A 20512-nucleotide genomic window follows, 5' to 3' on the forward strand; every position below is an offset into this window, starting at 1 on the left:
CGCCGGCATGTTCAGACGGCGACAGCGCCTTTGATATGCGGATGGCTTTGGTAGTCGGCAATGCGGAAGTCTTCCAGCGCATAGTCGAACAGACTGGCGGGCTGGCGCAGGATTTCCAGGCGCGGATAGGGATAGGGGTCGCGCGACAATTGCAGGGCAACCTGTTCTTCATGATTGCTATAGATATGGCAATCGCCGCCAGTCCAGACGAAGTCGCCGGGCTGCAGTCCGGTTTGCTGGGCCACCATATGGGTCAGCAGGGCATAACTGGCGATATTGAAGGGCACGCCCAGGAAAATATCGGCGCTGCGCTGATAGAGCTGGCAGGACAGGCGGCCGTCCGCAACATAGAACTGGAACAGCGCATGGCAGGGAGGCAAGGCCATATTCTGGATTTCCGCGACATTCCAGGCCGAGACAATCATGCGGCGGGAATCGGGCGTCGAGCGGATCTGTTCCAGGACCTGGTTGATCTGGTCGATGTGGCCGCCGCTGGGGGTGGGCCAGGAACGCCATTGCACGCCATACACCGGCCCGAGGTTGCCATCGGCATCGGCCCACTCGTTCCAGATGCTGACCCCGCGCTCTTGCAGCCAGCGCACATTGCTGTCGCCCCGCAGAAACCAGAGCAGCTCAAGAATGATGCTCTTGGTGTGGAGTTTTTTAGTCGTAATCAGCGGAAAGCCCTGCGACAGGTCGAAACGCATCTGGTAGCCGAAGACCGAGCGCGTGCCGGTACCGGTGCGGTCCGTCTTGAGCGTTCCATTTTCGTGAACGTGGCGCAGGAAGTCTTCGTACTGGCGCATGGCTTCTAATTGTCCTGGGGATGAGTGTCAACGATATCCAGCGACCAGCTCAATTCGGCGGTTTTGCCGAGCATGGCCGAGGCCGAGCAGTATTTGTCGTGCGACAGAGTGACGGCGCGTTCGACGGCGGCGCGCGGCAGGTTGCGGCCGGTCACGGTGAAATGAAAGTTGATGCGCGTGAAAACCTTGGGGTCTGTCTCAGCGCGCTCGCCCTGGAGCGTCACCCGGCAGCCGCTGATGGCATGGCGGCCGCGTTTGAGAATCAGGACCACGTCGTAGGACGCGCAACCGCCGGCGCCAGCCAGCAGCAATTCCATGGGGCGCGGCGCCAGATTGTTGCCGCCGCCTTCAGGCGCGCCATCCATGGCAGTGACATGGCCGCTACCTGTGCGTGCCACAAACAGCATACCGTCGGGGCCGCCCCAGTCGATGGTGCATTCCATGGTGATGAAACCTTTTCAGCGAGTGTGGTGGGATGACGACATCATAACCTTGAGGCGAAATCCGGCATAGACGGGGGCTTTGATGCGTTGCGCAAGCAGGGGAAACCCGACAGGTAGCAAGGGGCCGTGAAGTCAGGTCCCATGGGGCTGTCTAGGGGGAGGGAAAGCCCAGGGATCGTTTTTCAGGGTTATCCCTCTTGTGATTTTCGTGTCGGATAACTCGAATTTTTCCGACAAAAATGGTGCGATGCAGCGTATTTTGGAAATAAGCTTTTGCAATCAAACGTTAGTGGACTGCACAGGGTTCTTGCGTTGCACCAAAAACTGTTTTAATATTCAACACATGGATGCAGCAGATGAAGCGGCGCGGTGAAAAACCCCGGTTCATTCAGGGCAGGTTCTACAGGGAAAGTCCCTAGGGCCTGCGAAGCCTGACAGGCATGCCACGGTTGTCTCCTCCACCCTCCTCCTTTGGTGGATTTGGCCCGAGATTGAAAAATCTCGGGCCTTTTTTTTGCCTGTTGAGAGCCTCATTTCCGGCGGCATGTGCAGCGGATCAGGTATTACGGTGAATTCAGCAGGTTCTGATGGCGGGGGCATGCTTTTGTCAAAAATCAGCAGAGCCGATGCTTTTTTGCTCATATAGGTGATGTATGGCCTGAGCAGGCGCAGTAGAATGGGCCGCCATTGCGATTCCTCGTGCGCAATCCAAGTTTGGCTGCGCATGGCGAACGCCGCGTGCGCGCATGGGCGTCTGTGTCTATTTGTTCGTGTTGTTGCGCAAATGCAACTTTACGGGAACCAGAGTGCAGCGTTGCTTTCCAATACTGCTCTGGGCATTTATCGGGGGACTGTGTGACCTGGCTATCCATTTGTGTCGTGGCATTTGTGGTCGGAGGGCTGATTGTGGCTTCCGAGCGCTGGCATGGCGCATTTACCGGTGATGCGGATCTGAACAAGCCGCAGGCATCCCATAGCCGCGCGACGCCGCGCGTGGGTGGTCTGGCCGTCCTGGCCGGTTCGCTGGCGGGTCTGCTGGTGCTTGGGCCGGGGAACATGACGCTGGGCTGGCTGTGGCCGGCGTTATTCGTGTCCGCGCTGCCCGTATTCGTGGCCGGCCTGCTGGAAGACATTACCAAGGATATCGGCGCCAGCAAGCGTTTGCTGGCGGCCTTTCTGTCCGCAGCCATCGCCTGGTGGCTGCTGGGCGGCGTGAGCCGCGTCGGTATCGGCTGGGCGGATGCCATCCTGGCCTATTGGCCGATCTCACTGGTGTTCACCATGTTCGCTGTCGGCGGCTGCACGCATGCGCTGAATATCGTGGACGGCATGAATGGCCTGGCAGGCATGGTGGCGACGCTGATCGCCGTGTCGCTGGCCTTGGTGGCCCTGCAGGTGGGCGATATGCCGATTTCGATGATCGCGGCGGCGCTGGCTTCGGCCACCCTGGGTTTCCTGGTCTGGAACTTTCCGTTCGGACGAGTCTTCCTCGGTGATGGCGGGGCCTATTTCCTGGGCTTCATGCTGGCCGAACTGGCCGTGCTGCTGGTGGTGCGCAATCCGTCTGTGTCGCCGTTTTATGCGCTGGCTGTTCTGTTCTATCCGATTTTCGAAACGATTTTTTCGATCTGGCGCCGCCGTTTCAAGCGTGGCGTCCCGGTAGATCAGCCGGATGCCCTGCATTTGCATCAATTGGTTTTCCGCCGGCTGGTGCGCTCCACATTCAGCCGCCATCGCCGCCAGGAAGTGCCGGCCTTTTGTAATGCCATGACCTCCCCCTATCTGTGGGTGCTGACGCTGGTGGTACTGGCGCCGGCCACGCTCTGGTGGGATAACGCCTGGGCATTGTGCGGCGGCATGCTGGCGTTTGCGGCGGCGTATATCTGGCTGTACTCGCGCCTGGTGTCCTGGCGCCGTCCCCGCTGGCTTCTGTTGCCGTCGGCTAACCGCCAGCGGCGTTGAATCACATATTGAAAAGCTTGCTGCATGGGCGGCAGGGAGGATGATCTTGTTACTGAACGAAGTGAAGTTGGCCGTAGTCGGTCTGGGTTATGTCGGTTTGCCGCTGGCAGTAGAGTTCGGCAAAAAGCGCTCGGTTCTTGGTTTCGATATCAATGCGGCGCGTATCGCTGAATTGAAGCAGGGCAAGGATCACACCCTGGAAGTCAGCGAAGAGGAACTGGCCGAAGCCGCCCAGCTGCGTTTTTCGGCAGACAAATCCGAACTGGCGCAGGCCAATGTCTATATCGTGACGGTGCCCACGCCCATCGACGACTACAAGCGCCCGGACTTGACGCCGCTGATCAAGGCGAGCGAGACGATAGGCGGCGTGCTCAAGCGCGGCGATATCGTGATCTACGAATCGACGGTCTATCCAGGCGCGACGGAAGAAGACTGCGTGCCGGTGCTGGAGCGGGTATCGGGCCTGAAGTTCGGCACGGACTTCCATGCCGGTTACAGCCCTGAGCGCATCAACCCGGGTGACAAGCAGCACCGTGTCAGCACCATCAAGAAAGTAACCTCGGGCTCGAACCCGGAAGTGGCCGAGCTGGTGGACCAGCTGTATGGCTCCATCATCGTGGCGGGCACGCACAAGGCGCCCAGCATCCGCGTGGCGGAAGCGGCCAAGGTCATCGAAAACACGCAGCGCGACGTGAACATCGCGCTGATCAACGAACTGGCGCTGATCTTCAACCGCATGGGTATTGATACCGAAGCGGTGCTGCAGGCCGCCGGCACGAAGTGGAACTTCCTGCCTTTCCGTCCGGGCCTGGTGGGCGGCCACTGCATTGGTGTGGACCCTTACTACCTGACGCACAAGGCGCAGGCCATCGGTTATCACCCGGAAATCATTCTGGCGGGCCGCCGCCTGAATGATGACATGGGCCGCTATGTGGTGTCGCAGCTGGTCAAGGCGATGATGAAGAAGCGCATCCAGGTGCAGGGCGCCCGGGTGCTGCTCATGGGCCTGACCTTCAAGGAAAACTGCCCGGACCTGCGCAACACGCGTGTGGTGGACATCGTCAAGGAACTCAAGGAATACAACGTCGAAGTGGATGTGTACGATCCCTGGGTGGATCCGGCCGAAGCGCAGCATGAATACGGCATCACGCCGGTGGCCAAGCTTGCTGAAGACCAGTACGACGGTATCATCCTGGCCGTGTCGCATCACCAGTTCGTGGAAATGGGCGCCGCAGCCATCCGCAAACTGGGCAAGTCCGCCCACGTCTTGTATGACTTGAAATATGTATTGTCGGCAGATGAAGCCGATCTTCGCTTATAAGAGGTATTCATGACCCGTTTCGAATCCGTACAGGCAGCACTGAAGCAGACGCCCCGTACCTGGCTGGTGACCGGCGCAGCCGGTTTCATCGGTTCCAACCTGCTGGAAAAACTGCTCAAGCTTGACCAGACCGTGGTCGGGCTGGATAACTTTGCCACCGGTTATCAGCGTAATCTGGATGAAGTCCAGGCGCGGGTGACACCGGCGCAATGGGCGCGTTTCCAGTTTATCGAGGGTGATATTCGCGACATCGAAACCTGCCAGCGCGCAGCGGCAGGTGTCAACCATATCCTGCACCAGGCTGCCCTGGGTTCGGTGCCGCGTTCGCTGGCGGATCCGGCAACCACCAATGCGGTGAATATTTCGGGTTTCCTGAATATGCTGATCGCAGCCAAGGAAGCCGAGGTGGATAGCTTTGTCTATGCGGCTTCCAGCTCGACTTACGGCGATCACCCGGGCCTGCCCAAAGTGGAAGACCTGATCGGCCGCCCGCTGTCGCCGTATGCCGTGACCAAGTACGTCAACGAACTGTACGCGGATGTCTTTGGCCGCGCCTATGGCGTGAAAAGCGTAGGCTTGCGCTATTTCAACGTCTTTGGCCCCCGCCAGGACCCGGACGGCGCTTATGCGGCGGTGATTCCGAAGTGGGTGGCTTCGATGATTCGCGATGATGAGCTGTTCATCAATGGCGACGGCGAAACCAGCCGCGACTTCTGTTTTGTCGATAATGCGGTGCAAGCCAATATCCTGGCTGCGGTGGCGGAGGACGATAGCCTGAATCAGGTCTATAACGTTGCCGTCAACGCGCGTACCTCGCTCAACGAGCTGGTTGAAATCCTGCGCGACGCGTTGCGCAGCAACGGCGTGGACTATACGAAGGCCGCTGTACACCGCGACTTCCGTGCGGGCGATGTGCGCCATTCGCAAGCCGATATCGGCAAGGCCCAGCGTTTGCTTGGCTACGCGCCGACGGCGACGATTCGCGAAGGTGTTGAGCAGGCCATGCCCTGGTACATCGGCTTTCTGCGCTAAGCCGGCGCGGTAGCGGGAAATCTTCATTTTGTCTCGGTTCCGCCCTCGCTTGCACCCGGATCATCTCCGGGTGCTCAAAGGCGCTTCCCGGGTAGCGTTTTTCTTGCTGCTGGGCAAGGCGATGGGCGCCTTCAAGGAAATGGCGGTCGCCTATCGCTACGGCGTCAGCGCGGCGGTGGATGCGTACCAGTTCACCATGACCATGGCGACATGGCTGCCGGTGACGCTGGTGGGCGTGTTGTCCGTGGTGTTGATACCGGTGCTGGTGCAGGGCCGGCGCGGCAACCTGGAAGAACGCCGCTTATTTATTCGTGAGTTGACAGGCTGGGGGGCGTTTCTGGCCCTGTTGCTGGCCGTCCTGACCTGGCTGCTGTGGCCCTGGGTCATGCAGGTTGCCGGGCAAGGTTTGTCCGAAGCCACGCGAGATTTTTCTGACACCTTGATTCTGGGCTTTGCGCCGATTGCGGCCTTGACGGTCTGGTCCGGCCTGAGCGCCGCACGATTGCGGGCGTATGAACGCCATGTGAACACGCTGCTTGATGGCGTGCCGGCGCTCTTGCTGCTGGCTTGTGTACTGTTGCTGGCGCCTGCCGTGGATGATGTGCGGCCGTTGCTCTGGGGTTCGCTGCTGGGATTCATTCTGCAGGCGGTTTGGCTCGCCTGGCTGGCCAGGCGCGCAGATGGCGTGCTGGCCTTGCCCTCGCTGCGGCGTTCCTCGCCACGCTGGCATGGCATCATGGAAGCGGCTGGCGTGATGCTGATCGGGCAGGTAGCCATGAGTTTTGTCGGCCCGATAGATCAATATACGGCGGCCAATCTAGGCCAGAATGCCAACGCGACGCTGGGGTATGCGGCACGCCTGCTGGCCTTGATCCTGGGAATAGGGGCTGTGTCCGTCGGGCGGGCGGCCTTGCCGGTGCTGGCGGATATTCAGAACCGGGGAGAGGCGGAGCAGGCCCGCACCATGGCCTTGAAATGGTCGATGGCCATGATCGCAGCCGGTGTGCTGGCGGTTTTGCTGGGCTGGCTGCTGGCCCCCTGGGGAGTGCGTTTCCTGTTTGAACGCGGCGCTTTTACGGCGCAGGACACTGTTATCGTAACGGAAGTCTTCCGCTGGGGGCTGCTGCAGCTGCCGTTCTATTTTGGCGTGCTGGTATTGGTGCAATTACTGGCCAGCCAACGGCGCTACCGCATCATGGCGGCAATCGCCGTCGCCAATTTCGCCGTCAAGGCGGTGATGAATCTTGTCCTGGCACCTGTGATGGGGGTGGCCGGCATTATGCTGGCGACGGTCATGATGTATGCCAGTTCCTTTACCTGCTATGCCATCGTTGCCTGGCGCAGCCAGCCTGTTGCTTCGGAACAGGCAGGGGCGGCCAGGCCACCACGGAGTCGTCAATGAACCGGAAAGCGAACGATATGCTGACGGCGCAGCGTGCGGGGCAGCCCCGACGCTTGCTGATCTTCATCCATTCCCTGCGCGGCGGAGGCGCCGAGCGTGTGGCGGCCGAGCTGGCCGCGCAATGGGCGCGCCGCGGCTGGCAGGTGACGGTGGTGACGCAGACCGATACCGTCGATGATGCCTACCCCTTGCAGTTGGGCGTACGCCGTGAAGTGCTGGGCACGGCGGGTTCGAGTGGCGGCGGCTGGAACGGGATGATGGCGAATGTGCGCCGCTTGCGCCGCTTGCGGCGCCTGCTGCAGGAGCGCAAGCCCGATATCGTGCTGGGCATGATGCGTACCTCGTCCATTTTGGCGATTCTGGCGGCGCGCGGCCTGCCATGCCGGGTGCTGGCCACGGAGCATACGCACCCCCCGGCCCAGCCTATCAGCCGGCTCTGGCGCTGGCTGCGGCGCCGCAGCTATCCTAAGGCCAGCCGTGTGGTGGCCTTGACGCGCAGCACTGCCAATTGGCTGGAAAGTCATATTCCCGGGACACGGACGGCGGTTATTCCCAATCCGGTGCAATGGCCGCTGACGGATATGTCTCCCTGGGTGGCGCCGCCGCCAGCTGGCCGCAAGGTGTTGCTGGCTGTCGGGCGCCTGCATTACCTGAAGGGCTTCGATATTCTGCTCGAAGCATTCGCCAACGTTGCGGACAAGCACCCTGACTGGGATCTCTGGATTGCCGGGGAAGGCAACGAACGGACGGCGCTGGACCTGGCGCTGGAGCGGCTGGGCTTGCGCGGACGGGTGCATTTGCCCGGGCGGGTGGGCAATATCGGTGACTGGTATCAGCGGGCCGACCTGTATGTGCTCAGTTCACGCGTGGAAGGCCTGTCCAACACGCTGCTGGAAGCAATGGCCAGCGGTTGCGCTGTGCTGGCTTGCGATTGCGATACCGGACCGCGAGAAATCATTCAGCATGAGGTTGATGGGGTGCTGGTGCAGCCTGCAGGCGATAGCGCCGCGCTGGCGCAGGCCCTGGACGCATTGATGCCAGATGACGAGCGCCGCGCGCGGCTGGCTCAGGCGGGTTTGTCCGTGCGTGAGCGTTTCTCTGTGGAAAGCATATTGGGGCGTTGGGAAAATCTGTTTGAGGAAGTCAGCGCAGAGCCGCTGCCGCCTGCCCGATGAAAATCCTTTTCCTGTTGAGCTCTATGCATGGGGGCGGCGCCGAGCGTGTGGCGGCGACGCTGGCCAATGCCTGGACGTCACGGGGGGATGATGTCGTGCTGATGCCGACGTATTCCGGGCGTGGTGAGTGTGTTTATGAGGTATCGGGCAGCGTGCGCATGGTCTGGTTGGCAGACCAGCGCGGCGCAGGCAGCGGGCCGCTGCGCGGACTGCGGCGCTTGTGCGCGTTGCGGCGCTTTATTCGCCGTGAAAAGCCCGATGTGATCGTTTCCTTTTTGACGAATGTGAATGTGGCGGCGGTGCTGGCCAGCCTGGGCAGCCGAATCCCGGTGATTGTTTGTGAACGGACGCATCCTGCAGCCGGGCATAACGTCAGCCCGACGCTGGCGCGCGTGCGGCGCTGGTGCTATCCGCGTGCCAGCGCGGTGACGGTGCAGACCGAGGCGGCAGCCGATTGGATGCGGCAGAACCTACCGGCTTGCCGGCGTCTGGCGGTGATGCCCAATCCGTTGCCGGAAGCGTTGTTGCGGCGCTCTTTGCCTTTGCATCCCGAGACGCGAGAGGAACCCGCGCCTGTCTTGATGGCCATGGGCAGGCTGACACGCGCCAAGCGCTTTGATTTACTGATTGATTGCTTCGCGCAGCTGGCGCTCCGTTATCCCGCCTGGCGTCTGCGTATCTGGGGCGAGGGGCCTCTGCGGCCTGCCTTGCAGGAACAGATAGATAGTCTGGGCATGGGTTCCCGCGTGGAGCTGGCCGGCCGGACCTCCCAGCCCTGGGATGCGCTGGCGGAAGGCGATGCGTTTGTCCTGAGTTCCGAAGTGGAAGGTTTCCCCAATGCCCTGCTGGAAGCCATGGCGCTGGGCCTGCCCTGTGTGACCGTGGATTGCCCCTCGGGGCCGGCGGAAATGACACGCCAGGGTGAGGATGCGCTGCTGGTGCCGCCGGGCGATTCGCAGGCGCTGGAAGCGGCCTTGGCGCGGGTGATGGCGGATGCCTCGCTGCGCGAAACACTGGGCTTGCAGGGCGCACGCCAGGTGCGGGAGCGTTACAGCCTGGAAGCGGTACTGGCGCGGTGGGATGCGCTGTTTGCGGAATTGGGTGTCGTGGCAGCAGCCTGAGCGCGCGCTGCCTGGCATGCTTGCCCGCCGGCCAGCAAACGACAAGGAGTCAAAGCAGATGAATGAACGAAGCGGAGAAGCTGCTCAGGCAGAGATGAGGGCCGGGCAGCTGCGTGTCGTGCATGTGATCGGAGGGCTGGGCCAGGGCGGCGCCGAAGCCGTTTTATTGCGTCTGGTGCAGGCCAGCGCGGCCGCGAACCGGCACACGGTGATATCCCTGTCTGACGAAGGTGTGTATGGAGCGCCGCTGCGCGAAGCCGGCGCCGAGGTCATTGTCCTGGGCGCGACGCGCGGCAGCGGCATGTGGGGAGCCTTCCGGCAATTGCGCAAGCTGCTGCGCAGCTTGCAGCCGGATGCGGTGCAGACCTGGATGTATTACGGCAATGTGATTGGCGGCCTGGCCGCGCGCAGTGTCGGCCTGAATAATGTGGTCTGGGGGATACGCAATGCAGGCGTCAGCCTGGAAAAAAGCAGCCGCCTGGCACGTCTGGCCTTTCATCTGGGCGCATGGAGTTCGGCCTGGTTGCCCAGACTGATTATTTGTTGCGCGCAGGATGCGCGCATGCGTCATGAGCAGGCCGGTTATGTTGGCGAGAAACTCGTCACCATTCCCAATGGCTATGATCTCGCCCGCTTCGCGCCTGATGCGGCGGGACGGGTCCGTTTGCGGCAGGAATGGCAGGTGGGGCCGGACACTTGGCTATTTGGCTGCGTGGCGCGCTGGGATCCGCTCAAGGACCATACCAATTTGCTGGAGGCTTTCGCCCGTTTGCGGCAGACCTATCCTGATGCGCCTTTGCGTTGCGTGCTGGTGGGCCGTGATATGGATGCGGGCAATCCGGCGCTGGCAACGCTGCTGCAGCGTCTGGGCTTGCAGGATGCCGTGATTCTGGCAGGGCCGAGCCAGGATATTCCGGCGGTCATGAGCGCGCTGGATACCCATGTCCTGTCCAGTCTGGCGGAAGGTTTTCCCAATGTGGTGGCCGAAGCCATGGCTTGCGGCACCCCGGTCGTCGTGACGGATGTGGGCGATGCGGCGGCAATCGTCGGCCAGGATGGCTGGATAGTGCCTGCCAGAGATCCCGAGGCGCTCGCGCAGGGCATGGCGCAGGCCTGGCAGGCGCGAGGCAGCGGGGCAGAGCAGGGCCGGGCCAGTGTGACGGCACGCTTTGGCCTGGCGCAGATGGCGCAGCGCTATGGTGAGGTCTGGGAAGGCTTGCGCGAGCGCCAGGGCCTGTCCGCTTTGCGGCGCCGCGTCTGCGGCGAGCCGGTTCCGCTGCGGCGGCCCCGCCGTGTGATGTATGTCGTCAATAATCCGGCATTTTTCCTGTCGCACCGTCTGCCGCTGGCGCAAGCGGCGCTGGCGCGGGGCGATGAGGTGCATCTGGCGACCATGCCTGGCGCCAGCGTGCCGGAAGTGCTGGCATTGGGATTGGTTCATCACAGCCTGCCCATGACACGCAGCGGCGGCAACCCCCTCCAGGAATTGCGCACGCTAGGGTCGATATGGCGTTTGTTCCGGCGGGTGAAGCCGGATATCGTGCATCTGGTCACGATCAAGCCGGTGCTTTATGGCGGCATTGCCGCGCGTTTGGCCGGTGTGCCGGGCATGGTTGCCGCGATTTCAGGCCTGGGTTTTCTTTTCATGGGCAAAAGCGGCTGGAAGCGGCGTATCGCCTTGCAGCTCTATCGTTGCGCATTGGGGCATCGCAATAGCCGGGTGATTTTCCAGAATGAGGAAGATCGGGACGCGTTGCTGCAGGCCGGTGCCGTTAGGCCCGCCCAGGTTGTCATGATTCGCGGCTCGGGTGTCGATTTGCAGCGCTATCCCGCTTTGCCTGAGCCTGATGGCCCGGTGCGTGTCGTGATGGCAGCCCGTTTGCTGCGCGACAAGGGGGTGGAAGAGTATGTGGCGGCGGCCCGCCAGTCTGCCGCTGCCGGAGCGGGGGTGCAATGGTTGCTGGCGGGGCAGCCCGATCCGGGCAATCCGGCCTCGGTCACCGAGGACGATGTGGCAGGGTGGCGCGCTGAAGGCGCGGTGGAGGTTCTGGGTGAACGGCATGATATTGCCGCCTTGTACGCCTCCGCGCATATTGTCGCGTTACCGTCCTATCGTGAAGGCTTGCCGAAATCGCTGGTCGAGGCGGCTGCTTGTGGCCGTGCGGTCGTCACCACGGATGTGGCGGGTTGCAGGGACGCTATCACGCCGGGCGTGACCGGTGTGCTTGTACCGGTGAAAGATGCCGCCGCCTTGGCCCGCGCGGTCATGGAACTGGCGCATGACGCTGAGCAGCGCCGGGAAATGGGGCGGCAGGGCCGTTTGCTGGCAGAGGCGGAATTTGATATCCGCAAAATCGTGCAGATGCATCTGGCGATTTACGACGCGGTTTCGCCACGGCAGCTGGCGGCGCCAGCTGCCTGAGGCATCACCTCGGCTGCCGCCGGGGTTTACTGGGCTTTGCTGAACAGCACGCGGTAGATCAGGCCGCCGATGATGCCGCCAACCAGCGGGACCAGCCAGAAGACCCACAGCTGTTCCACGGCCCAGGTGCCCTGGAACAGCGCGACGCCGGTGCTGCGCGCCGGGTTGACCGAGGTGTTGCTGACCGGGACGCTGATCAGGTGAATCAGGGTCAGGGCCAGGCCAATCGCAAGCGGCGCGAAGCCGGCAGCGGCAGTCTTGTCGGTGACCCCCATGATGATGAGCAAAAAGAAGGCCGTGAGAATCAGCTCGGCGATGACGACGGCTTGCAGCGAGTACTGGCCGGGCGAGTGTTCGCCATAGCCATTCGAGGCAAAGCCGCTCGCGGTAGCGTCAAAACCGACTTTGCCGCTGGCGATCAGGTAGAGCGCTGCGCCCGCCAGCAGGCCGCCGATGACTTGGGCGATGATGTAGGGAATGACCTCGCCGCACTTGAAGCGGCCGCCAGCCCACAGGCCCAGGGTGACGGCAGGGTTGAAGTGGCCGCCGGAAATAGGGCCGACGGCATAGGCCATGGTCAGCACGGTCAGGCCGAAGGCCAATGCGACGCCAGCAAAGCCGATACCCAGTTCGGGAAAGGCAGCGGCAAGAATGGCGCTGCCGCAGCCACCGAACACCAGCCAGAATGTGCCGAAGAGTTCGGCACCCAGACGCTTGAACATATTTGACTCCTGCGAAGGGAAATTTCAGATAACTCCGACGCAGATCATATGGATTGGTGTTCCTGGCAGGGGGCAGCCGATGTCAATGAGTGAAAAGAAAAATGCAATAAATGTCAGGAATTTCTCTTAATTCCATTTATTTCACATTGAGTAGGCGAAATCCGTACAGAGGGATGCCGCGGCTATCCCTCTTGAGGCAGCCTGGATCAGCGGCTGGCTGCGTCCGGTTTGCGGCGCAGGCGCGCGGCGCCCAGCAGCACCAGCAGCAAGGCAATGACGGCGAGTACCGGGGTGTTGCCGGTGCGGGCATAAGGAGTCAGCCCGCTGCGGCCTTGCACCGTGGCGTACAGGGTGCCGACCGATGCGGTGGGCAGGCTGTGCTGGACCTGGCCGCGCTCATCGACAATCGCCGTGGCGCCGGTATTGGTGGCGCGCAGCATGGGCCTGGCGGTTTCCTGAGCGCGCAGGCGCGACATTTGCAAGTGCTGGCGCAAGGCCCAGCTGCTGCCGAACCAGCCCAGGTTGCTGAAGTTGGCCAGCAAGGTGGCGCCATTGCGCACGGCAGGCAGAAGTTCTTCGCCAAAGACGTCTTCGTAGCAGATATTGGCGGCGACAGACTGTCCGTGGGCCGGGAAGGGCGGCTGGGAGATGTCCCCGCGATTGAAGTCGCCCAGGGGCATTTCCATCATATCGACAAACCAGCGGAAGCCTGCCGGGATGAATTCGCCGAAGGGCACCAGGTGTTGCTTGTCGTAGTGTTCAGCCGGGGTGCCGGCAAATAGCGCGTCCAGATCTGTCTCGGCGTGCAGGGAAACAATGCTGTTGGTGTAGCGGTCGGGCGGGCCGGAATAGAGCGGGACACCCATCAGCACCACCGCTTCATGGTTGGCCGCAAGGTCACGCCATTGCTCCCAGAACGCCATGGGCAATTGATGCTGGAAGAGCGGAATCATGGTTTCCGGCAGCAAGACCAAGTCCGCCCCTTGTTCGCTTTCCAATGCGGCCGCGCTCATCTGCAAATGGGTTTGCAGCGCGTTCACGATATGAATGGGGTCGAATTTGATGTCTTGCCCGATATTGCCTTGCACCAGCGCCACGCGTAGCGGTTCGCCGTCCGCATGGCTCCATTCGACGCGTGCCAGCAGGGGGCCAGCCGCGGCAGTCACCAGCGCCAGACCCAGTGCCGGCCAGCGCCGCCGCAGGGCCAGTGTGCCTGCGGGCAGGCAGACCAGCAGGGCTGCGCTGGAAAATGCGGCCCAGAATGCGACGGTATAGGCGCCGCCGAGAATCGCCCAGCCGGCATAAGGGCCATCGACTTGGGCATACGCCGCATTGAGCCACGGAAACCCGGTGAAGAGCGTGCCGCGCAGCCATTCGGCGCCGGTCCACGCCGCGCTCCAGGCCAGAATGGCGGGCAAGCCCAGTCCGTCAGGCGCCAGCCAGCGCGTAAGCAGGGCCGCCAGGCCGAAATAAAGCGCCATGACCGCAGCCAGTGCGACGACGGCAGCGACTGCCAGGGGCGCCGGGATGCCGCCAAAGGTGTGCAGACTGATGTAAATCCAGTAGGTGCCCAGCGCGAAGAATACGGTGCCAAACAGCCAGGCGTCACGCGCGGCGCGCCATGGCGTCGGTGCCAGCAAGGTATGCCGGGCCAGCAGGCCCAGGCCCAGCCACTGCGCGCAGGGCAGCAGCCAGGCAGGCAGCGGCCCGGGCGCGAAAGCCAGGGCGTAGAGCAAGGCGCCCGCCAACAGCCAGGGCAGGCGGTTGAGGGGAGCATCCGGGAGCCGGGAGAGATTCATCGTGTCAGCAAGGAGTAGGCTGGGGGCGGGCGCCAGGGCAACAGGCTGGCTGGCGTCAGCGCGTTTCCTTGGCTGCCGGGTCGGCCGGCGGCGTGGCCTGGCGCGATACACGCAGCCATAAAGCACGGCGGGCATCGGCACGCAGGACTTCGAACAGCAAATCGTCATGGCTGTGGCGGTCGCCGCGGCGCGGGATGCGGTCCAGCTCATCGGCCAGCCAGCCGCCGACGGTGTCGTAGTCGTCGGTGGGCAGGTCGGCGTGCAGGGCTTCGTTGAAGTCCTCGATTTCCGTCGTGGCTTCGATGCGCCAGGAACTGGCGCTTTCGGGGAAGATGGTCGGCGTATCGGCATCGAATTCGTCTTCGATATTGCCGACGATTTCTTCCAGAACATCTTCCATGGTCACCAGGCCCGAGATGCCGCCATGCTCATCAATAATCAGAGCGAGATGGCTGCGCTTGTTGCGGAAGTCACGCAACAGGACGGTCAGGGGTTTGGATTCGGGGATGAAGATGGCAGGGCGCAGCAGGCTGCGCAAATCGAGCTTGGGATCGTGCGTCAGACGCAGCAGATCCTTGGCCATCAAAATGCCGATGATGTTTTCCTTGTCGTCTTCATAGACGGGAAAACGGGAGTGCGTGGTTTCCTGAACGGCGGACAGCATCGCCGGAACCGGCGTGGCGATATTCAGCATGTCGATGCGCGAGCGCGGCACCATGACATCACCCGCAGTCAATTCGGAAACTTCCAGCACGCCATTGAGCATGGAAAGGGTATCCGGGTCGAGCAACTGGTGTTCTTGGGCGGCGGCAATCAGCGCCTTGACGTCCTCCAGGCTGTCCAGCTCGATATGCTGGCGCGAAAACAGCCTGTGGAACAGGGATTTGGCGGGGGTGGATTTGCGTTCCGAATGGTCGGAACTGGTTGCAGGATAAGGGTCTGACATCGTCCTGAGGACTGATTATGGGAAAACCAGCATAACCCAATAAAAGCGGGGATATGTGGTGATTTATGAGCAAATACGAGAAAACCCCGAAATATTTACCAGATATTTAAGGTTCTTGCCAGTTGCGCGGGATAGCGGCCGCGCCCGGCAGGAGGGCAGCCGCTCGTCCTCAGCGCGGGGCGTAGGGGTCGGGCAGGCCCAGACGGGCGAGGATACGCGTTTCCAGCGCTTCCATGTATTCGGCCTCATCTTCTTCGATATGGTCGTAGCCCAGGGCATGCAAGGCGCCATGCACAGTCAGGTGCGCGGCGTGGTCCAGGAAGGGCTTATGCTGTTCGGCGGCTTCACGCTCCAGCACTTCCAGGCAGATCACGATGTCGCCATGCGCCGTGCCTTCAGGGTCGGTTCCGTATTCGAAGGTGAGCACATTGGTGGCGTAGTCACGCTGGCGGAATTCGAGATTCAGGGCCTGGCCTTCTTCGGCATCCACAAAGCGCAGGGTGAGGCTGGCGGCCTGAAACCCGGGCGCATCGTCCGGGCTGGCGCTTGCGGCCGCCGCCGCTTCTTGCAGCGCCCGCTGCAGCCAGCGCCGTAAACGCCAGCGCGGCAAACGCGCTTCCGGAACAGCGTATTGCACCGCCAGCGAGAGTGCCGGTACCGCCGCGCTGCGGCGGGATGCAGGGGAATGCGTCATGGTGTCAGGCATTTTCCGCGTCATGACGTTCATAGGCATCCACGATGCGGGCTACCAGCGGATGACGAACGACGTCGCGGCTGGTGAACTGAGTCATGGCAATGCCCTTGACGTCGGCCAGCACCCCGGCCGCGTGCGCCAGGCCGCTGCGCTGGCCCTTGGGCAAGTCAACCTGGCTGGGGTCGCCAGTAATGACAGCCTTGCTGCCGAAGCCTATGCGTGTCAGGAACATCTTCATTTGTTCCGGCGTCGTGTTCTGGGCCTCATCCAGGATCACGAAGGCATGGTTCAGCGTCCGCCCGCGCATATAGGCCAGCGGCGCAATTTCGATGGTGTGCTTTTCGAAAAGACGCTGCACTTTTTCGAAGCCCATCAGGTCATAGAGCGCGTCATACAGCGGGCGCAGATAGGGATCTACCTTCTGTGTCAGGTCGCCCGGCAGAAAACCCAGGCGTTCCCCGGCTTCGACGGCCGGACGCGTCAGGATCAGGCGCTGCACGGTGTCGCGTTCCAGCGCATCAATGGCGCAGGCAACGGCCAGCCAGGTTTTGCCGGTACCGGCAGGGCCGATGCCGAAGGTGATGTCGTGCTTGAGGATGTTGTCCAGGTATTCACGCTGGCGCGGCGTGCGCGGACGCAGGTCGGTGCGGCGGGTGCGCAGAGCAATGCCGCCGCTGGCATCATCGACCGGCGGCAGATCGGCAGGATCGAAATCCTGGCTGGCGGCGGCGCGGCTTGCGCCCAGTTCGACCAGCTCCAGCTGGACGTCATCGACCGTCAGGGCCTGATTGGCAGCGCGCTGGTGCAGGCGTTGCAGCGCCTGGGCGGCGATGCCGGCATCCTTGCCGCTGATGCTGACACGGTTGCCGCGCCGGGCCAGCGTGGCATCCAGGCCATTGGCGATTTGCTTGAGGTTTTCGTCCAAAGGGCCCAGCAGGTTGGCCAGGTGCGTGTTGTCGCCTTCCAGAAGAATGTCGGTGACGAGGGATTTGGGACTGTGTTTTTCACTCATTGATGAATTCTGCCATGACAGCCGGTGCCGCGCCCGTTTCGCGCAGGGCAATGCGGCCGCGCAGCGAGTTGGTATTGGCATGGGTGATGAGGACATCAACCATTTGTCCGATAAGACGCTGCGGCGCCGGGAAGTTGACGGTACGGTTGTTTTCCGTGCGCGCCATCAGTTCGTTGGGGTCGCGCCGCGAGACGCCTTCGACCAGCACGCGCTGGGTCGTGCCGACCATGGCGGCGCTGATAGCGCTGGCCTGTTCGTTGATGAGGGCCTGCAAGCGTTGCAGCCGCTTGAGCTTGACATCCTGGGGGGTGTCGTCGCTGAGATCGGCGGCCGGCGTGCCGGGCCGGCGCGAGTACACAAAAGAAAAGGACGTGTCGAAACCCACATCGGCAATCAGCTTCATGGTCTTTTCGAAGTCTTCTTCCGTTTCCCCCGGGAAACCGACAATGAAGTCGGACGACAGCGTCAGCCCGGGGCGCGCGGCGCGCAGGCGGCGCACGATGGATTTGAACTCCAGCGAGGTATAGCCCCGCTTCATGGCGGACAGCACACGGTCGCTGCCAGCCTGCACCGGCAGGTGCAGGAAAGGCACCAGCTTGGGCAGGCTGCCATGCGCGGCGATCAGGCGCGGCGTCATTTCCTTGGGGTGCGAGGTGGTGTAGCGGATGCGTTCGATGCCGGGAATTTCGTGGACATATTCCAGCAACAGCGCGAAGTCGGCGATTTCGTCCGTGTCGCCCATGGCGCCGCGGTAGGCATTCACATTCTGCCCCAGCAGCGTGACTTCACGCACGCCCTGATCGGCCAGGTCGGCGATTTCCACCAGCACATCGTCGAAAGGGCGTGAGACTTCCGCGCCGCGCGTGTAAGGCACGACGCAGAAGCTACAGTATTTGCTACAGCCTTCCATGATGGACACAAAGGCGGTAGGGCCGTCGATGCGGGCTGGCGGCATGGAATCGAATTTTTCGATTTCCGGAAAGCTGATATCCACTTGCGAGCGGCCTTCCTCGCGCCGGCGCGCGATGAGGTCAGGCAGGCGGTGCAGTGTCTGCGGGCCGAATACGACATCGACATAGGGCGCGCGCGCGACGATGGCATCCCCTTCCTGGCTGGCGACACAGCCGCCTACGCCAATGATGAGCTCAGGCTTGGTCTGCTTCAGATGTTTGACGCGCCCCAGGTCGGAAAAGACTTTTTCCTGCGCCTTTTCGCGCACCGAACAGGTGTTGAACAGAATGACATCCGCCTGTTCAGGGTCGTCAGTCAATTCCAGCCCTTCGTTTTCGCGCAGGACGTCGGCCATTTTGTCCGAGTCGTACTCGTTCATCTGGCAGCCGAAGGTGCGGATGTAGAGTTTGCGCGTCGCGCCATCGGCGGCGGCGAACTGGGCCAGGGTCTGGGCGGTATCGGGAATGGGGGCGGGCGCAGCCGGTTCGATGCCGGTGCGGCGTAGCGTAGTTTCTTTCATGGGCGGTGCCGTAGCGGGTGTTTATCCCGGGGGCGAAGAGAAAAAAGAAGGAGAACCCATCATTTTACCGCGCATGGAGGGAGTTTTCGTTTCTACGAAACAACGGAGGGGAATGCGAAACAGCCTTCCTGCACACTGAACGCGTGTGGAGGAAGGCTGTGCAATGGGATTACCGCTGCCGCTGCCGGTGAGCGTGGCGCCCGGCGCCTGACGGATGGCTGCCGGTCAGCGGAGCGGGGCGGGGATTAAGCCGCCTTGGGGCGCCAGCCGAAACGTGCCAGGGGCATGAATGCAATCAGGATGGCGACAATAGCGGTGACAGCCACATAGTGCGCCGGCGCCAGCGGGTCTTTTTGCAGCCAGAGCTGGGTCAGCACAGGCGTGAGGCCGCCGAAGATGGCGTAGGCCACGTTATAGGCGAAGCTCAGGCCGGAAAAGCGGATGGCCGGCGGGAAGGCGTGAGTGGATGCAATCGGCGTCGTGGCAATGGCGCCGCAGAACAGGCCCATGAGCGCGTATTGCAGAATCAGCTGCGTGGGCGTGATGCCGGGCAGGCTCAGGAAGAACCAATAAGCCGTGATGATCAGGCCGCCCCAGCTGAGGATCATGCTGGCGCGGATTCTGATGCGGTCGCACAGCCAGCCGAAGAAGACGCAACCCAGCGTCAGCGTCAGGGTGGCGGCGCAGTTGGCCTGCAGTGCCAGCGTGCGCGGAATGTCATAGCGCGCCTGAAGCAGCGTGGGCGTCATCAGGACCAGTACCACGACAGCGGTGGAGAGTGACCAGGTCAGGCCGGCGGTAATCATGCAGGCGCTGCGGTGTTCACGGATCACGGTCTTGACAGGCATTTCCGTGGCCAGCATGCGCTTGGCGGCCAGTTCCTTGAAAATGGGCGTTTCACCCAGGAAGCGGCGCAGATAGACCGAAATCAGGCCGAAAATACCGCCAAGGATGAAAGGAATACGCCAGGCGAAGTCGTTGACTTCTTCCGTCGTGTAGAAGCTGGAAATCGCGATGGACATGATGCTGCCCAGCAGAATGCCGCCGGTGATGCCGGAGGTCAGGGCGCCGACGCCGAAGCCATAGTGCTGGCGCGGCACGTGTTCGGCCACGAACACCCATGCGCCCGGCATTTCACCGCCGATGGCAGCGCCTTGCAGCACGCGCATCAGCAGCAGGATGATAGGCGCGGCGATGCCGATATCGGCATAGGTGGGCGTCAGGCCGATGACCAGCGTCGGCAGCGACATCAGGAAGATGGAGAGCGCGAACATGCGCTTGCGGCCCAGGCGGTCGCCGAAGTGGGCGATGATGATGCCGCCCAGCGGACGCGCCAGATAACCGGCGGCAAAAATGCCCAGCGTTTGCAATTGGGACAGCCATTCCGGCATTTCGGGCGGGAAGAACAAATGCCCGATGGTGATGGCGAAGAAAACGAAGATGACGAAGTCGTAGAACTCAAGCGTGCCGCCCAGCGCGGAGAGCGCGAGGGTTTTGTAGTCTTCTTTGTTGAGCGGGCGGTTGCTGGCGTCTGGCGGTATGGTTGAAGCGGAAGTCATGAAAAGTGCTGCAAATCTGCATCCGTAGGAACAATGGGGGAGTGCGCTAGGCATTCCAGGGCATATTGATGGGCGGCGGCCGCCGCGATTCGCGGCGGAAAAAGGCCATGTGGGACAACCGAGGGGATGGGAAAAAAAAAAATTTAAAAAAAAAGGAACAGCCGTTAAAAGAATGTGTTTTGAAAAAAAACGCCGCCCATGCGGGCGGCGTCCTGATTTTCCTGCGTGTTACCGGGCTTTAGCCTTCGATAACGTCCGCCGGGTTTTCTTCCTTGACCGGCTTGACCAGGTCTTCGCGCTTCACGCCCAGCCACATGGCGATGGAGGCAGCGACGAATACCGAGGAATAAATACCGAACCAGATCCCGATGGTCAAGGCCAGCGAGAAGTAGTGCAGCGAAGGGCCGCCGAAGAAGAACATGGCCAACACCATCATCTGGGTCGAACCGTGGGTAATGATGGTCCGGGAGATGGTTTGGGTGATGGCGCTGTTGATGACTTCCTTGACGCTGGATTTGCGCTGCTTGCGGAAGTTCTCGCGGATCCGGTCCATGATGACCACGGATTCGTTGACCGAGTAGCCCAGCACTGCCAGCACGCCAGCCAGCACAGGCAGCGAGAATTC

17 protein-coding genes and 2 pseudogenes are annotated in these 20512 nt (G+C 62.1%); 9 read left to right on the top strand and 10 right to left on the bottom strand.

The features are described 5' to 3' along the window. Positions 1-11 precede the first annotated feature (11 nt). The gene (locus ACTJGZ_RS08990; protein ID WP_441662593.1) at positions 12-806 is read right to left on the bottom strand and encodes a thymidylate synthase; all 795 of its coding nucleotides are present in this window, start codon (positions 804-806) and stop codon (positions 12-14) included. Between the two features lie 5 nt (positions 807-811). Continuing rightward, on the bottom strand, positions 812-1249 hold the full coding sequence (locus tag ACTJGZ_RS08995) for an OsmC family protein (protein ID WP_441662594.1): 438 nt from the start codon (positions 1247-1249) through the stop codon (positions 812-814). An 855-nt stretch (positions 1250-2104) separates the two neighbouring features. Here ACTJGZ_RS08995 and ACTJGZ_RS09000 point away from each other — a divergent pair. From ACTJGZ_RS09000 to ACTJGZ_RS09035, 8 genes and pseudogenes are all read left to right on the top strand, one after another. After that, the gene (locus ACTJGZ_RS09000; protein WP_441662595.1) at positions 2105-3211 is read left to right on the top strand and encodes an MraY family glycosyltransferase; all 1107 of its coding nucleotides are present in this window, start codon (positions 2105-2107) and stop codon (positions 3209-3211) included. Positions 3212-3251: 40 nt separating this feature from the next. Continuing rightward, positions 3252-4532: a Vi polysaccharide biosynthesis UDP-N-acetylglucosamine C-6 dehydrogenase TviB gene (gene tviB / locus ACTJGZ_RS09005; protein WP_441662596.1), complete on the top strand. Its 1281-nt coding sequence runs from the start codon at positions 3252-3254 to the stop codon at positions 4530-4532. Positions 4533-4541: 9 nt separating this feature from the next. Continuing rightward, positions 4542-5564, top strand: coding sequence for an SDR family oxidoreductase (locus tag ACTJGZ_RS09010; RefSeq protein ID WP_441662597.1), 1023 nt, complete (start codon positions 4542-4544; stop codon positions 5562-5564). A 19-nt stretch (positions 5565-5583) separates the two neighbouring features. Then, on the top strand, positions 5584-6966 hold the full coding sequence (murJ, locus tag ACTJGZ_RS09015; RefSeq protein ID WP_441662610.1) for a murein biosynthesis integral membrane protein MurJ: 1383 nt from the start codon (positions 5584-5586) through the stop codon (positions 6964-6966). Then, complete coding sequence (locus ACTJGZ_RS09020) at positions 6963-8141, top strand: glycosyltransferase family 4 protein (RefSeq protein ID WP_441662598.1); 1179 nt, start codon at positions 6963-6965, stop codon at positions 8139-8141. Before murJ ends, ACTJGZ_RS09020 begins: the two co-directional genes overlap by 4 nt. Continuing rightward, entirely contained in the window at positions 8138-9262 is a 1125-nt protein-coding gene (locus ACTJGZ_RS09025) for a glycosyltransferase family 4 protein (protein WP_441662599.1), read from the top strand. Before ACTJGZ_RS09020 ends, ACTJGZ_RS09025 begins: the two co-directional genes overlap by 4 nt. Before the next feature lie 94 nt (positions 9263-9356). After that, a pseudogene (locus ACTJGZ_RS09030) lies at positions 9357-10367 on the top strand (glycosyltransferase); the annotation flags it as partial. A gap of 192 nt (positions 10368-10559) precedes the next feature. Next, complete coding sequence (locus ACTJGZ_RS09035) at positions 10560-11684, top strand: glycosyltransferase family 4 protein (RefSeq protein WP_441662611.1); 1125 nt, start codon at positions 10560-10562, stop codon at positions 11682-11684. 26 nt (positions 11685-11710) lie between these two features. Here the strand turns inward: ACTJGZ_RS09035 and aqpZ are convergent, their stop codons facing one another. From aqpZ to ACTJGZ_RS09070, 7 genes are all read right to left on the bottom strand, one after another. Then, the gene (gene aqpZ, locus ACTJGZ_RS09040) at positions 11711-12406 is read right to left on the bottom strand and encodes an aquaporin Z (protein WP_441662600.1); all 696 of its coding nucleotides are present in this window, start codon (positions 12404-12406) and stop codon (positions 11711-11713) included. Positions 12407-12612: 206 nt separating this feature from the next. Beyond that, positions 12613-14205 (bottom strand): apolipoprotein N-acyltransferase, encoded by a 1593-nt coding sequence (gene lnt / locus ACTJGZ_RS09045; protein WP_441662601.1) that lies wholly within the window; start codon positions 14203-14205, stop codon positions 12613-12615. A 55-nt stretch (positions 14206-14260) separates the two neighbouring features. Beyond that, positions 14261-15151: an HlyC/CorC family transporter gene (locus ACTJGZ_RS09050; RefSeq protein ID WP_441662602.1), complete on the bottom strand. Its 891-nt coding sequence runs from the start codon at positions 15149-15151 to the stop codon at positions 14261-14263. A 169-nt stretch (positions 15152-15320) separates the two neighbouring features. Continuing rightward, positions 15321-15845: an rRNA maturation RNase YbeY gene (ybeY, locus tag ACTJGZ_RS09055; RefSeq protein ID WP_441662603.1), complete on the bottom strand. Its 525-nt coding sequence runs from the start codon at positions 15843-15845 to the stop codon at positions 15321-15323. A 4-nt stretch (positions 15846-15849) separates the two neighbouring features. Further along, on the bottom strand, positions 15850-16857 hold the full coding sequence (locus ACTJGZ_RS09060; RefSeq protein ID WP_441662604.1) for a PhoH family protein: 1008 nt from the start codon (positions 16855-16857) through the stop codon (positions 15850-15852). Further along, positions 16850-18328, bottom strand: a complete 1479-nt coding sequence (gene miaB / locus ACTJGZ_RS09065) for a tRNA (N6-isopentenyl adenosine(37)-C2)-methylthiotransferase MiaB (protein ID WP_441662605.1) — start codon at positions 18326-18328, stop codon at positions 16850-16852. The genes ACTJGZ_RS09060 and miaB overlap by 8 nt, the downstream gene beginning before the upstream one ends. A 245-nt stretch (positions 18329-18573) precedes the next feature. Then, a complete protein-coding gene (locus tag ACTJGZ_RS09070) occupies positions 18574-19887 on the bottom strand; it encodes an MFS transporter (protein ID WP_441662606.1) in 1314 nt (437 codons plus the stop codon). Positions 19888-19994: 107 nt separating this feature from the next. On the opposite strand from ACTJGZ_RS09070, the gene ACTJGZ_RS09075 reads away from it, so the two are divergent. Next, on the top strand, positions 19995-20129 hold the full coding sequence (locus tag ACTJGZ_RS09075; RefSeq protein ID WP_441662607.1) for a hypothetical protein: 135 nt from the start codon (positions 19995-19997) through the stop codon (positions 20127-20129). Here ACTJGZ_RS09075 and ACTJGZ_RS09080 read toward each other — a convergent pair. Further along, a pseudogene (locus tag ACTJGZ_RS09080) lies at positions 20126-20512 on the bottom strand (protein translocase subunit SecF); the annotation flags it as partial. The gene ACTJGZ_RS09075 and the pseudogene ACTJGZ_RS09080 sit on opposite strands and share 4 nt — an antisense overlap.

The sequence above is a fragment of the Kerstersia sp. genome (assembly GCF_052103615.1).
In the GTDB taxonomy this organism is placed as follows: Bacteria; Pseudomonadota; Gammaproteobacteria; order Burkholderiales; family Burkholderiaceae_B; genus Kerstersia.

What these genes read in the sequence shown, in the direction of transcription:
- ACTJGZ_RS08990 (WP_441662593.1), bottom strand. Translation starts at nt 806, where the DNA reads ATGCGCCAGTACGAAGACTTCCTGCGCCACGTTCACGAAAATGGAACG.
- ACTJGZ_RS08995 (WP_441662594.1), bottom strand. Translation starts at nt 1,249, where the DNA reads ATGGAATGCACCATCGACTGGGGCGGCCCCGACGGTATGCTGTTTGTG.
- tviB (WP_441662596.1), top strand. Translation starts at nt 3,252, where the DNA reads ATGATCTTGTTACTGAACGAAGTGAAGTTGGCCGTAGTCGGTCTGGGT.
- ACTJGZ_RS09010 (WP_441662597.1), top strand. Translation starts at nt 4,542, where the DNA reads ATGACCCGTTTCGAATCCGTACAGGCAGCACTGAAGCAGACGCCCCGT.
- ACTJGZ_RS09020 (WP_441662598.1), top strand. Translation starts at nt 6,963, where the DNA reads ATGAACCGGAAAGCGAACGATATGCTGACGGCGCAGCGTGCGGGGCAG.
- ACTJGZ_RS09025 (WP_441662599.1), top strand. Translation starts at nt 8,138, where the DNA reads ATGAAAATCCTTTTCCTGTTGAGCTCTATGCATGGGGGCGGCGCCGAG.
- ACTJGZ_RS09035 (WP_441662611.1), top strand. Translation starts at nt 10,560, where the DNA reads ATGTATGTCGTCAATAATCCGGCATTTTTCCTGTCGCACCGTCTGCCG.
- aqpZ (WP_441662600.1), bottom strand. Translation starts at nt 12,406, where the DNA reads ATGTTCAAGCGTCTGGGTGCCGAACTCTTCGGCACATTCTGGCTGGTG.
- lnt (WP_441662601.1), bottom strand. Translation starts at nt 14,205, where the DNA reads ATGAATCTCTCCCGGCTCCCGGATGCTCCCCTCAACCGCCTGCCCTGG.
- ACTJGZ_RS09050 (WP_441662602.1), bottom strand. Translation starts at nt 15,151, where the DNA reads ATGTCAGACCCTTATCCTGCAACCAGTTCCGACCATTCGGAACGCAAA.
- ybeY (WP_441662603.1), bottom strand. Translation starts at nt 15,845, where the DNA reads ATGACGCATTCCCCTGCATCCCGCCGCAGCGCGGCGGTACCGGCACTC.
- ACTJGZ_RS09060 (WP_441662604.1), bottom strand. Translation starts at nt 16,857, where the DNA reads ATGAGTGAAAAACACAGTCCCAAATCCCTCGTCACCGACATTCTTCTG.
- miaB (WP_441662605.1), bottom strand. Translation starts at nt 18,328, where the DNA reads ATGAAAGAAACTACGCTACGCCGCACCGGCATCGAACCGGCTGCGCCC.
- ACTJGZ_RS09070 (WP_441662606.1), bottom strand. Translation starts at nt 19,887, where the DNA reads ATGACTTCCGCTTCAACCATACCGCCAGACGCCAGCAACCGCCCGCTC.
- ACTJGZ_RS09075 (WP_441662607.1), top strand. Translation starts at nt 19,995, where the DNA reads ATGTGGGACAACCGAGGGGATGGGAAAAAAAAAAATTTAAAAAAAAAG.